General features: G+C 73.6%; 11 protein-coding genes. 5 read left to right on the top strand and 6 right to left on the bottom strand.

What is annotated here, in order from left to right; all coding sequences use genetic code 11:
* Nucleotides 1–66: 66 nt before the first annotated feature.
* Nucleotides 67–1143, top strand: a complete 1077-nt coding sequence (locus tag N912_RS58550; RefSeq protein ID WP_064745558.1) for a helix-turn-helix transcriptional regulator — start codon at nt 67–69, stop codon at nt 1141–1143.
* Here the strand turns inward: N912_RS58550 and mdlC are convergent.
* The 3 genes from mdlC to N912_RS58545 form a co-directional block, all read right to left on the bottom strand.
* Nucleotides 1032–2642, bottom strand: coding sequence for a benzoylformate decarboxylase (gene mdlC / locus N912_RS0144360; RefSeq protein ID WP_028927516.1), 1611 nt, complete (start codon nt 2640–2642; stop codon nt 1032–1034). The genes N912_RS58550 and mdlC overlap by 112 nt on opposite strands.
* Nucleotide 2643: 1 nt before the next feature.
* Nucleotides 2644–3927, bottom strand: coding sequence for an MFS transporter (locus N912_RS0144355; protein WP_037069910.1), 1284 nt, complete (start codon nt 3925–3927; stop codon nt 2644–2646).
* Nucleotides 3928–4091: 164 nt separating this feature from the next.
* The gene (locus N912_RS58545; protein ID WP_037069864.1) at nt 4092–4883 is read right to left on the bottom strand and encodes an IclR family transcriptional regulator; all 792 of its coding nucleotides are present in this window, start codon (nt 4881–4883) and stop codon (nt 4092–4094) included.
* Nucleotides 4884–5026: 143 nt separating this feature from the next.
* On the opposite strand from N912_RS58545, the gene N912_RS58540 reads away from it, so the two are divergent.
* On the top strand, nt 5027–5899 hold the full coding sequence (locus tag N912_RS58540) for an ABC transporter ATP-binding protein (protein ID WP_064745557.1): 873 nt from the start codon (nt 5027–5029) through the stop codon (nt 5897–5899).
* Nucleotides 5900–5994: 95 nt separating this feature from the next.
* Nucleotides 5995–6573: an SACE_7040 family transcriptional regulator gene (locus N912_RS0144340; protein ID WP_028927514.1), complete on the top strand. Its 579-nt coding sequence runs from the start codon at nt 5995–5997 to the stop codon at nt 6571–6573.
* Between the two features lie 6 nt (nt 6574–6579).
* On the opposite strand, the gene N912_RS0144335 is transcribed toward N912_RS0144340, so the two are convergent.
* Nucleotides 6580–7113 carry a hypothetical protein gene (locus N912_RS0144335; protein ID WP_028927513.1) on the bottom strand — a complete coding sequence of 178 codons (534 nt, stop codon included), beginning with the start codon at nt 7111–7113 and terminating at the stop codon, nt 6580–6582.
* Between the two features lie 49 nt (nt 7114–7162).
* Between N912_RS0144335 and N912_RS0144330 the strand changes: the two genes are divergently transcribed.
* Nucleotides 7163–8167, top strand: a complete 1005-nt coding sequence (locus N912_RS0144330) for a 1-aminocyclopropane-1-carboxylate deaminase (RefSeq protein ID WP_028927512.1) — start codon at nt 7163–7165, stop codon at nt 8165–8167.
* Here N912_RS0144330 and N912_RS0144325 read toward each other — a convergent pair.
* On the bottom strand, nt 8149–9318 hold the full coding sequence (locus N912_RS0144325; protein ID WP_037069906.1) for an acetyl-CoA hydrolase/transferase C-terminal domain-containing protein: 1170 nt from the start codon (nt 9316–9318) through the stop codon (nt 8149–8151). The genes N912_RS0144330 and N912_RS0144325 overlap by 19 nt on opposite strands.
* A gap of 60 nt (nt 9319–9378) precedes the next feature.
* On the opposite strand from N912_RS0144325, the gene N912_RS58535 reads away from it, so the two are divergent.
* Nucleotides 9379–10947: an APC family permease gene (locus N912_RS58535; protein ID WP_037069863.1), complete on the top strand. Its 1569-nt coding sequence runs from the start codon at nt 9379–9381 to the stop codon at nt 10945–10947.
* 33 nt (nt 10948–10980) lie between these two features.
* Here N912_RS58535 and N912_RS0144315 read toward each other — a convergent pair whose 3' ends face one another.
* Nucleotides 10981–12747, bottom strand: coding sequence for a DEAD/DEAH box helicase (locus N912_RS0144315; protein ID WP_028927510.1), 1767 nt, complete (start codon nt 12745–12747; stop codon nt 10981–10983).
* Nucleotides 12748–12765: the final 18 nt, after the last annotated feature.

Below are 12765 nucleotides of genomic sequence, written 5' to 3'. Positions count from 1 at the left end.
TACGAGGGATCCCCTGACATCTTCTGTCAGCGGATTCTGTCGGGGTGCCCGCGCACACTGCCCGGTATGAAGGCGACCCGGCTGGTGTCCATCCTGTTGCTGTTGCAGACCCGGGGCCGGCTCACCGCCCGCCAGCTCGCCGACGCGCTCGAGGTGTCGGTGCGCACCGTGTACCGGGACGTCGAGTCGCTCGGCGCGGCCGGGGTGCCGGTGTACGGCGAGCCGGGGCACGACGGCGGCTACCGGCTGCTGGACGGCTACCGCACCCGGCTGACCGGGCTGACCGAGGGCGAGGCCGACTCGCTGTTCCTGGCCGGGCTCCCGGCGGCTGCCGCCGACCTCGGCCTGGCCGGCCCGGCCGCCGCCGCCCAGCTCAAGCTGATGGCCGCGCTGCCCGAGGCTCTGCGCGAGCGCGCCGGCCGGGTCGCCGAACGGTTCCACCTGGACGCACCCGCCTGGTACCGCGCCGACGACGAGACGCCGCACCTGGCCACCGTCGCGGACGCGGTGTGGCACCAGCGCGCGCTGCGGGTGCGCTACCTGCGCTGGGCGCGGCCGCACGAGGTCAGCCGCACGATCCGGCCGTACGGCCTGGTGCTCAAGGCCGGCACCTGGTACCTGGTCGCGGACGGCGACAAGGGTCCGAGGACGTACCGGATGTCGCGACTGCTCGACGTCCAGCAGGAGAACGAACGGTTCGAGCGCGCCGAGGGCTTCGACCTGGCCGGGTACTGGCGCGGCTACCTGGAACGGTTCGACCAGCGGCGGTACCGGGCGCGGGCCACGCTGCGACTCTCCCCGGCGGCGTTCGACGACCTGGACGGCCTGCTCGAACCGTCCGCCGCGAAGGCCGCCCGCAACACCGCGGGCGAGCCGGGAGCGGACGGCTGGCGCCGGGTCACCATCCCGATCGAGTCGACCGAGTACGCACTGCCCGAGCTGCTCCGCCTCGGCGCGGACGCCGAGGTCATCGACCCGCCCGAGCTGCGCGACCGGCTGGTCGGAACCCTCGACGCGGCCCGCGCGCGCTACTACTGCTCGAACGTCGGGTCCGGCCGCACGCCGACCTCCAGCACCAGCGGGTTGATCCGCCCCGGCAGCGTCGGCACCACCTTGTCCAGCGTGGCGACCAGGTCGGAGTAGTTGTCCACCCGCTCCGCCGGGCAGCCCAGCCCGCGCGCCAGCGCGCACACGCTGACCTCTTCGAACGCCGGCCACGGCGCCTTGCCGCCGTGCTTCTCCGCCAGCCGGTCCATGATCGCGTAGCGGCCGTTGGCCAGCACCACGAACAGCACGCCGCAGGAGTAGTGCGCCGCGCTCCACAGCGCCTGAATGCCGTACATCGACGACCCGTCGCCGACCACCGCGACCACCGGCCGGTCCGGCTGCGCCATCCGCACCCCGATCGCGGCCGGCAGCGCGAACCCGAGCCCGCCCATGGCCGCGCTCAGGTAGCCCAGCGGCTCGCGCGCGGGCAGCAGCCGGTTCAGGTCCGGACGGCTGGACGGGGTCTCCTCCACCACCACCGTGTCCGGCCGGATCCGCTCGGCCAGCGCGGCCATCACGTGCGCGGCCCGCAGCGCGACCCCGCCGGCGGGCTTGGGCTCGGACGCCGGCCGGGGCGACGGCGGCACCGGGGCCGGCTCGGACGGAGCGCGCGCCGGCACCCGCGCCACCAGCAGCCGGCAGGCCGGGGCCAGGTCGGCCACCACCGCCAGCTCGGCGGCGCTCTGCTGGGCGTCCTCGATGTCGTCGGTCAGCACCGCCACCCTGGTGCCCGGCTCGACCAGCGGACCCGGCTCGTACAGGTACTGCCGGAACACCGGCGCGCCGACCACCAGCACCACGTCGTGCCCGCGCAGCGCGCGGCGCAGCCGCTCCCGCCCGGCCGGCAGGTGCCCGGCGAACAGGCGGTGGTTCTGCGGGAACCCGGCGCGCGCGGAGAACGCCTCCTGCCACACCGGGCAGTCCAGCCGCTCGGCCAGCTCCACCAGCGCCGCCCAGGTGTCGGAGTGGTCGGCGTCCGCGCCCACCACCAGCGCCGGCTTGCTCGCCCCGCCAACCAGCGCGACCAGCTCGCCGGCCACCTCGTCGTCCAGCACCGAGGCGGTGCGCAGCACGGACGGCGCCGGGATCTCGATGTCCTCGGCCGGCTCCGCCCAGTCCCCGCTGGGCACGATCACCAGCGCCGGGCCGCGCCCGATCCGCGCCTCGTGGAACGCCCTGGCCAGCGCGCCCGGCACGTCCTGGGCCCGCGCCGGCTGGCTGGTCCACACCGGGTAGTTGCCGGCCAGCCCGTCCAGGTCGCCGGTCAGGAACGGCCGGTACGCCAGGTGCCGGCGGTCCTGCTGGCCGACCAGCACCACCAGCGGCACCCGGTTCACCCTGGCGGTGGCCAGCGCGCCGACCGCGTTGCCCAGCCCGGCGGTGGTGTGCAGGTTCACGAACGCCGGCTGCTCGCGGGCGGTCGCCCAGCCCGTGGCGATGCCGACCACCGCGCCCTCGTGCAGGGCCAGCACGAACTCGAAGTCGTCGGGCAGGTCGGTCAGGAACGACACCTCGGTCGAACCCGGGTTGGCGAAGATCGTGGTCAGGCCCCGGTGGCGCAGTACGTCCAGCGTCGCGTCCCGAACCGTCCGCATCTCATCCCTCCTCCGTGGCGGACGTCGTCGGCCGCGTCGTGTCGATTCCGTCGGTGGCCGCACCGGGCACCAGGAACGTGGCCACCGCGCCCACCGCGGCGGCCGCCGCAAACATGAAGAAGCCCCACGGGTAGGCGATGCCGGCGGAGAGCATCGCGCCGCCGAGCAGCGGGCCGCTGATCGCGCCCAGCCGCCCGACCCCGCTGGCCGAGCCGAGCGCGGTGCCGCGCGCCCAGGTCGGGTAGCGCCGCCCGATGTAGGCGTACACCAGCACCTGCGCGCTGAACACGAACAGGCCGGCCAGCAGCACGCTCACGTACACCCCGACGCCGGGCATCCGGATGGTGAGCAGGGCCAGGAACACCATGGCGGCGACGAACCACCAGATGGTGGCCGGCCGCAGCCCGATCCGGTCGCTGACCCGCCCGGCCAGCAGCATGCCCAGCACCGCGCCGACGTTGAGCACCAGCAGCAGCGCCAGCCCGGCCCGCAGCTCGTACCCGGCCGAGCGCATGATCTCCGGCAGCCACGTGTTCAGCCCGTAGACCAGCAGCAACCCCATGAACGAGGTGACCCAGAACGCCAGCGTGGCGCCCAGGTAGCCGCGCTGGAACAGCGTCCCGATGGAGCTGCGCGCCGCCGAGCCGCTGCCGCCGTCGCTCGCGCCGTCGCGGGCGCTGAGGTACCAGGTCGACTCGGGCAGCCTGCGCAGGATCAGCGGTACGAGCACCAGCGCCGGGATCGCCAGCACCACGAACATCGGCCGCCAGCCCAGGCTCGGGATCACCGCGATGCCCAGCAGCGAGACCAGCACCGCGCCGACGTGGTAGCCGGTCATCAGCGTGGTCGTCGAACTTCCGACCCGGCCGCCCTTTGCGTACTCGTTGACCAGCGCGAGCGCGACCGGCAACACCCCGCCCAGCGGGATGCCGGCCAGGAACCGCAACACGCCGAACGTCCACGGGTCGGGCGCGGCCGCGCACAGCACGGTGAGCACGGAGAACGCGGTGACGGTGATCAGCATGCCGCGCCGGCGGCCGATCGCGTCGGTGAGCGGGCCGATGGTGAGCGCGCCGGCCATCACGCCGAGCAGCCCGACGGTGGCGATGACCCCGCCGGTGGTCGGGTTCAGCCCCCAGTCCGAGCGCAGCAGCGACGGCATCACCACGCCGAGCACCACCAGGTCGGCGCCCTCCAGCGCGACGGACGACCAGCACAGGGGCAGCACCCAGCTCGCGTTGCGCTCACCGGGCGTTGTCGGGCTCGCCGCTGAGCTCGCCGACATCCGCTCCACCTCTCTTAACTCAGAGAGGGTTATTCACGAATCGCCTCCGGCGATCAAACCGCCGATCCAGCCACTCGGACGAGCCTCCGGCCCGCCCTCGTGCCAGGAGCGTGAATAACCCTCTCGTTCTGGTGCGCGGAGTATCGGTACCGGTCAGCGTCCTGTCAGCGGTTCCTCCCACTGAGCGGAAAACGTTCCGCAGGTGCGCCCAGCGCGCGGGAGATCGCCGCCGCCGTCACCCGCACCACCGGCGCGAGCAGCTGCGGGTTCTCGGTACCGGTGCCGAGCACCACCGAGATGCCCGCGACGGCCTCGCCGGTCGGGCCGAACACGGGCGCGGCCACCGACGACGTCCCGTCGGTCATCTCGTCGCGGCTCACGCAGTAGCCGGTGGTCCGGATGTCGGCCAGCGCCCTGGTCAGGGCCGCCCGGTCGGTGATGGTGCCGGACGCCAGCCTGACCAGCCCCCTGCCCACCACCTCGTCGACGAAGGCGGCGGGCGAGTGCGCCAGCAGCACCTTCCCCGGCCCGCTGGCGTGCAGCGGCATGTGCCGGCCGACCCGGGAGCGGACCTTCGCCTCGATCCGCCCCGGCAGCCGCTCCACGAACAGCGCGTGGTGCCCGTCCACCACCACCAGGTGCACGTAGTGCCCGGTCGCGGTGGCCAGGTCCTGCAGGAACGGCAGCGCGGCGTCGCGCAGGTCGCGCGCGGCCGGGGCCAGCGACCCGACCCGCCAGAGACGGATGCCGATCCGGTACCTGCCGCGCTCCACCCGCTCCAGCGCGCCCCACGCCACCAGCTCGGCGACCAGCCGGTACGCGGTGGCCGAGGACAGGCCGGTGGCCTGCACGATCGAGGCGAGGGTGTGCTCGGGCCGCTCGGAGGTGAACGCTCCGAGCACGGCGAGCGCCCGGCTGAGCACCGAGCGTCCGGCGTCCGGGCTGTTGCCCGCCATCTCTCCTCTACCCATGTGACCGGCCGCATACAAGACGGGCGCGGCCGCGCTCATACGATGTTCGGGTGGCCGCCACGGATGATTCCAGAGTCGTTCACGGCCGGGAACGCCGCACGTCGGTCCGTTAGAGCAACCCTGATCCCGTGAGGAGCACCGTGGCCCAGCAACCCGTCCTGGACATCGTGGACGTCGACTTCGTCCGGGACGGGCGGGAGATCCTCGCCGGCATCCGGCTCACCGTGAACGCGGGCGAGCACTGGGCGCTGCTCGGCTCCAACGGCGCCGGCAAGAGCACGCTGCTCAGCCTGTGCGGCGCGATCGCGCACCCGACGCGAGGGCGGGTCGAGGTGCTCGGCTTCCGGCTCGGCCGGGTGGACATGCGCGAGCTGCGCGGCTGGATCGGCCACGTCGACCCCCGCCAGCCGCTGGACATCCGGCTCACCGTGGAGCAGGCGGTGCTCACCGGCGCCACCGGCACCAACGGCTGGGTGCCGCGCTGGAAGCCCACCGCGTCCGAGCTGCGCCGCGCCGACGACCTGATGGAGCTGCTCGGGGTGGTCGGGCTGCGCAACGCCGGGCTGTCCACGCTGTCCGCCGGCGAGCGCGGCCGCACCCTGGTGGCCCGCGCGCTGATGCCGAAGCCGCACCTGCTGCTGCTCGACGAGCCGAGCACCGGCCTGGACCTGGCCGCCCGCGAGCGCCTGCTCACCTCGGTGGACACGCTGCGCGCGGAGTACCCCACGCTGGCCAGCGTGCTGGTCACCCACCACCTGGAGGAGCTGCCGGCCAGCACCACTCACGCGCTGCTCCTCTCCGGCGGCCGCGCGCTGCGCTCCGGACCCGTTGACGACGTCCTGACCAGCGAGAACGTCAGCTCCTGCTTCGACCACCCGGTCGTGATCAAACGGTCCCTGCGCCGCTGGACCGCCCAGGCCCAGCCCGTCGCGGAGGCCCACGTCCCCGGTTGGGACGCCGACGGCCCGGACGCCGACCGCCATACGCCGCTGCACCGCTGACACCCGTGAGTGGTTAGCGTTGCTATGACAACGCTAACCACTCACGGCTTCGGCGGCCGTTAGCGCTCGTTAACGTCGACGGCTAGTGTGGGCGGGTGGTCGCCGGGCCGGTCGCGGACAGCTCGCCGCGCAAGGAGCAGATCCTCCGGGTGGCCGGGCGGCTGTTCGCCCGGCACGGGTTCCACGGGGTGAGCATCGCCGAGCTGGGCGCCGCGGTCGGCGTCAGCGGGCCGGCGCTGTACCGGCACTTCGCCAGCAAGGAGGCGCTGCTCGCACGGATGCTGGTGGGCATCAGCCAGCGGCTGTTGGACGGCGGCACCGAGCTGGCCGAGCGGATCGCCGATCCCGCCGAGCTGCTCGCCGCGCTGGTCGACTTCCAGCTCGACTTCTCGTTGCGCGAGCCCGAGCTGATCACCGTGCACGACCGGGACCTGGCCAACCTGCCCGACGACGAGCACCGCCGGGTGCGCGCGCTGCAACGCGCCTACGTCGAGATCTGGGTGGACGCCCTGCGCCGGCACAACCCCGGGCTGGAGCCGGCCGCCGCCAGGGTCGCCGCGCACGGCGTGTTCGGCCTGCTCAACTCCACCCCGCACAGCGCCCCCCGCACCGACCCCGACCAGGCCGCCGCCCTGCTGCGCCGCATGGCCCTGGCCGCCCTGCTCACCCCCTGACCTCCGCTACGAGGGCGGACGGCGGTCGCGGGCCAGCTCGACGGCGTTGAAGGCGGCCACGCCGAGCAGGAGCAGCAGCGCCAGCCAGTAGCCGAACCGGGTCTCCACCAGCTTGTCGAGCGTCCCGGGCACGACGACGTGCTCCTTCTTCAGCCCGCCGATGACAGCGGCCCGCGCCATCCGCTCGGCGGCGAACAGCAGCAGCGCGCCGAGGCATCCGGTGACGATGCCGGTCAGCCTGGCCAGGTGCGGCCGGGCCAGGGTGAGCACGATCCCGGCGACGATGACCAGGGCCGCGAACAGCGCGAACGGCTGCCACGGCAGCTCCGTCTCCGGCCCCCGCACCTGGAGCTGGTCGCTCGGCCCCGTCGACTCGACGTGCGGCTGGCCGCCGAACGCGAGGTCCCAGCCGGAGTAGTCGGCGGTGACGGTCATGACCGGCGACTCGCAGGAGACCGTGAGGAACGGCAGCCCGAAGCAGAGCAACGCCAGCAGCAGTCCGGCCGGGCCGACCAGCCCGCGACCCGAGCGCTTGATCACCGCGCCAGCCTAGTCTCGGGTGAACGACCCAACCCCGGAGGTGCCAGCGATGTCCCTGGAGAGGTTCGAGCGTTGTGAGCTGCTGTTCGGCCCCAGCCCGGTGCACCCGCTGAACCGGCTCAGCGACCACCTCGGCGGGCCGAGGATCTGGGCCAAGCGGGAGGACTGCAACAGCGGGCTGGCCTACGGCGGCAACAAGGTCCGCAAGCTGGAGTACCTGGTTCCGGACGCGCTGGCCAAGGGCGCGGACACGCTGGTCAGCATCGGCGGCGTGCAGTCCAACCACACCCGGCAGGTGGCGGCGGTGGCCGCCGTGCTCGGGCTCAAGGCCGTGCTCGTGCAGGAGAGCTGGGTGGACTGGCCGGACCCGGTGAACGACAAGGTCGGCAACATCCTGCTGTCCCGGATCATGGGGGCGGACGTGCGCCTGGTGGACGCCGGTTTCGGGATCGGCTTCAAGCAGAGCTGGAACCAGGCGCTGGACGACGTGCGGGCGGCCGGTGGCACGCCGTACCCGATCCCGGCCGGGGCGTCCGACCATCCGCTGGGCGGGCTCGGGTTCGCCAACTGGGCCTACGAGGTGCAGCGGCAGGAGCGCGAGCTCGGCGTCTTCTTCGACACCGTGGTGGTGTGCAGCGTCACCGGCAGCACCCACGCCGGCATGATCGCGGGCTTCGCCGGGCAGGACCGGCCGCGCCGGGTGCTCGGCATCGACGCCTCGGCCACGCTCGCCGAGACCCGAGCCCAGGTGGCGAAGATCGCCCGCAACACCGCCGAGCTGATCGGGCTGGGGCGCGAGCTGCGCGAGGACGAGATCACCGTGCTGGACGGCTGGGCCGGCGACGCCTACGGCATCCCGGTCGAGTCCACACTGGACGCGATCCGCCTGACCGCGCGCCTGGAAGGCATGATCATCGACCCGGTGTACGAGGGGAAGTCGATGGCCGGGCTGATCGACCTGGTCCGCCGGGGCGACATCGCGCGCGACTCCACGGTGCTGTACGCCCACCTCGGCGGCCAGCCCGCGCTCAACGCCTACAGCGGCCTGTTCTGAGCCGCCCACAGGGAGAGCAGCGCGGCGGAGCGCTCGCGGCGGGTCAGGCCGCGCAGGTCGGCGTGGCCGCGCTCGGTCACCACCACGTCCACGTCGTGCGACGGCGTGGTCACCGGCCGGGACAGGGTGCGGACCAGGGTGGAACGGCCCCGGTGCGTGCTCGGCACCGCGACGATGCTCAGGCCGCCGACCGAGCGGGCGGCCGCCGCGGTGTAGTCGGGGTGGCCGCCGATCCCGCCCACGATCGCCGACGAGGTGCCCTCCACGTTCACCTGGCCGTCCACGTCCACCTCGATGGCCGTGTTGAACGCCACGAACGGCTCGCCGGCACCGGAACCGCCGGAGAGCCGCCCGAGGTCGTGCGTGACCTCCAGCCCGTGCAGGATCGGCCGCCCGTCCGCCCACCGGTACAGCCGCGCGCCGCCGACCAGGTACGCCGCCATCGGCTCGCCGATCAGCAGGCCGCGCTCGTCCAGGTCGACCACCTGCTCGGGCAGCAGCCCGGAGTCGATCCGTACCGGCACCTTCAGCGCCCGCAGCATCGCCGCGCCGAGCTGCCCCGGCCCGACCTGCAGCCGCGCGCCCTCGGGCACCAGCTCGGCGGCGTGCGCACAGATCCGCTCGTGCTCCGGGCTCGGCGAGGAGAACGTGACCTCCCGAGGCGCGTCGTCCGTCTCCCCCAGCACGGTCACCGCGTCCGCCGCCAGCGGTGGCCCGGCATCGGCGTGCGGCCCACCGCGGCTGACCACGGCGGCCACCGGCACGCCCGCGCCCACCGCCGCCCGCAGCCAGGACACCTCCGAGGAGAACCGCAGCCCGTCCTCCACACGGACCACCGTGGCCAGCACGAGGTCCGGCCGCAGCGGCCCGGCCAGCAGCGCGGGCACGGCGGACAGCCGGGCCGGGACCGGCTCCACCAACCCGTCCGCCACCGCGGACCGCAACCCCCAGCCGGACATCACCGTGCGGGCGTCGGCGAACAGCGAGACGTCCAGCCCGGGCTCCGGATGCGGCATCCACCCCAACAGCAGCCGCAGGTCACCATGCGTCTGCGCGACCCGGTTCAACTCCGCGAACAACGCGCGCGGCGTCCCCGTCCCGTCCGCCACCGCCACCCGCATGCCCGGCCGCACCAGCCCGTCCAACGTCATCACCACCGCAACTTAGTGCCCCGCACTGCGAGCCACGGTGATCGGGAACACACTGCACAAATGACCGCGACCCTGGACACCGCACACGTCGAAGACGCGAAGCTGCGAAAGACCCTCGGTTACTGGTCGCTGGTGGCCACCGGGCTGGGCAGCGTGATCGGGTCGGGCTGGCTGTTCTCCGCGATGTACGCCGCGCAGTCCGCCGGCCCGGCCGCGCTGATCGCCTGGGTGATCGGCGGGCTGCTGATGCTCGCGGTGGCGCTGGTGTTCGCCGAGCTGGGCATCGCGCGCCCGGAGTCCGGCGGGCTGGTGCGCTACCCGCTGTACACCAACGGGCGGCTGGCGGCGAGCATCGTCGGCTGGAGCATGTGGGTCTGCTACCTGGGCAACCCGCCGACCGAGGCGGCCGGCGTGGTGCAGTACGCCAGCTCGTACATCCCGGGCCTGTATCAGGACAAGCAGCTCACCGGGCCGGGCATCGCGGTGGCCATCGGGCTGATGGTGGTGTTCGTGCTGGTCAACTACTTCGGGGTACAGATGTTCGCGCGGACGAACAACATCGTCACCGCGATCAAGGTGCTGATCCCGACCGCGACGGTGGTGCTGCTGATCGCGTCCGGGTTCGACGGGAGCAACATCAGCGGGCACGGCGGGTTCGCGCCGTACGGCTACGGGGTGGCACTGGGCACGATCGCCACCGCGGGCATGGTGTTCGCCTACACCGGGTTCCGCAACATCGTCGAGCTGTCCGGCGAGGTCAGCAACCCGCGCAAGCACATCCCGGCCGCGCTGGTCACCACGCTGCTGGTGACGATCGTGCTCTACCTGGGGCTGCAGGTGGCGTACCTGGGCGCGGTGCCCGCCTCGATGCTGGGCGGTGGCTGGCACGGGGTGAACTTCGACTCGCCGTTCGCCCAGCTCGCGCTGCTGCTCGGGATGAGCTGGCTGTACTGGACGTTGATCGCGGACTCGATGCTCTCCCCGTCCGGGTCCGGGATCTGCTACACGGCGTGCAACGCGCGCAACTCGTTCGGGCTGGCCAAGAACGGGTTCTTCCCGCAGTGGCTGGTGCGGGTCAGCCCGCGCTGGGGCGTGCCGACCAGGGCGCTGGTGGCGAACTTCGTGATCGGCATCGTGTTCCTGCTGCCGCTGCCGAGCTGGCACCAGATCGTCTCGATCACCGGCACGCTCGCGGTGTTCACCTTCTCGATCGGCTCGGTGAGCCTGCTGGCGTTCCGCCGCACCGGGGTGACCGGCCCGGAGAACCGGCTGCGCGGCATGGCGGTGGTCAGCCCGGCGGCGTTCGTGATCAGCGCCCTGGTGATCTACTGGGTGGGTTGGTCGGACCTGCTCAAGACGATCCCGATCGTGGTCGTCGGCCTGGTCTGGTACGCGGTCACCTGGGTCCGGCAGCGCCAGGGCGCCGGCGAGCTGCGCGGCGGCTGGTGGCTGCTCGCGCACCTCGCGTTCCTGTACCTGGTGTCCATACTCGGCAGCTTCGACGGCCTTGGCGTACTGCCCGCCCCGTGGGACTCCGCGTTGGTCGCGGTGGTGTCGTTCGGCGTCTACTTCTGGGGCACCGCCAGCGCGACCGCCTATATGCGCAGGTCAGAACCCGTGAGTGGCTAGGGCCGCCATAGCGGCCCTAGCCACTCACGGGTGTCAACGGGCGCGGTCGCGGCGGACGTTGGCGCGGCGGCCCTTGAGCATGGTGGAGCCGCGCAGCTCGCGGAGGACGTCCTCGGCGGCGGACTCGGGCACCTCGACCAGGGCGTGCCGCTCGTGGATCTGGATGGTGCCGATGTCGCGGCCGGACAGCCGCGACTCGTTGGCCAGCGCGCCGACGATGTCCTGCGGGCGGACGCCGGCTGCCCGGCCGGCGGCCACGAACAGGCGGGTGGTGCCGGCCTTGGGGCGCCCGCCGGCGGCGGACCGGCCACGGCCGGGGCCACGCTCGGCCCTCGGCGCACCGCGACGGGGGTTGCCCTTGGCGCCTCGGGGGCCGGCGTCCGGGCTGATGCGCGGGATGTCCTCCTCGTCGGCGGCCGCGCCGGCCTGCTCCTGGGCCAGCCCGACCGCGGCGGCGGCGACGTCCACCGGGTCGAACTGCTCGGCCAGCTCGGCCACCATGGCGCGGACGTCGTCCACACCGGAGTCCGGCGTCGCGGCCGACTCGGCGGGCGGTTCGACGCCGACACCGAGCAGCCGGGCGACCAGCTCGGTGCGGGTACGGGCCAGCCGGGAGGCGCGCAGCTCGGCGACCGAGGGCACGGCGGCCAGCGTGATCGGCTGGCCGGTGAGCCGCTCGATGGCGCGCAGCGAGTACCGCTTGGACGGCGGCACCAGGGTGATCGCGGTGCCCTCCCGGCCGGCCCGGCCCACCCGGCCGATCCGGTGCACGTAGGCCTCCGGGGTCTGCGGCACGTCGTGGTTGACCACGTGGGTCAGCAGGTCGATGTCCAGGCCCCGGGCGGCCACGTCGGTGGCCACCAGCAGCTCGGTGCGCCCGGAGCGCAGCCGCTCCACCACCCGGGCGCGCTGCTCCTGGTCCAGCCCGCCGTGCAGCGCCTCGGCGCGCAGCCCGCGCCCGGTCAGCGTCTCGGTGACGGCGTCCACGTCCGCGCGGGTGCGGCAGAACACGATCGCCGAGCGGGGCCGTTCCAGCTCCAGCACCCGGCCCAGCGCGGCCGTGGTGTGCGACCGGGGCACCAGGTAGGCGGCCTGGCGGACCAGCGGCGACGCGCCCTCGGCGACCGGCTCGCGCTCGATGCGGACGGTCACCGGGTCGCGCAGGTAGGTCTGCGCCAGCGTCTCGATGCGGCGCGGCATGGTGGCCGAGAACAGCACGGTCTGGCGGGTGGCCGGCGCGGCGTCCAGGATCGTCTCGATGTCCTCGACGAAGCCCATGTCGAGCATCTCGTCGGCCTCGTCGAGCACCGCGACCTCGAGCGCGTCCAGCTTCAGCCCGCCCCGGTTGATCAGGTCGATGGCCCGGCCGGGGGTGGCCACCACCACGTCCACGCCCCGGCGCAGCGCGCCCAGCTGCGGGCCGATCGGGGCGCCGCCGTACACCGCCAGCGTCCGCACCCCCATGCCCTCGCCGTACCGGGTGGCCGCCGTGCACACCTGCATGGCCAGCTCCCGGGTCGGCGCCAGGACCAGCCCGAACACGCCGTCCTCCGGCTCGCGGCCGGCGGCGCGGCGCTCGGCCAGCCGCTGCAGCATGGGCAGCATGAACGCGGCGGTCTTGCCGGTGCCGGTGGCGGCCTGGCCGAGCAGGTCGTGGCCCTCGGTCAGCGGGCCGATGGCCTCGGCCTGGATGGGCGTGGGGTGCCGGTAGCCCAGCGCGGCCACGTCGGCCAGCAGCGTGGGGTCCAGGCCTAGGTCGTGAAAGCTCGGCTCGGTGACGGGCAGGACATCAGTGCTCACAGCGGCGTTTCTCGTAGT

The organism is Actinospineispora acaciae DSM 45401 (genome assembly GCF_000620785.1).
GTDB classification, from domain to species: domain Bacteria; phylum Actinomycetota; class Actinomycetes; order Mycobacteriales; family Pseudonocardiaceae; genus Pseudonocardia; species Pseudonocardia acaciae.
Note: the sequence above shows the minus strand (reverse complement) of the source record. Positions and strands in the feature narration are given on the sequence as shown.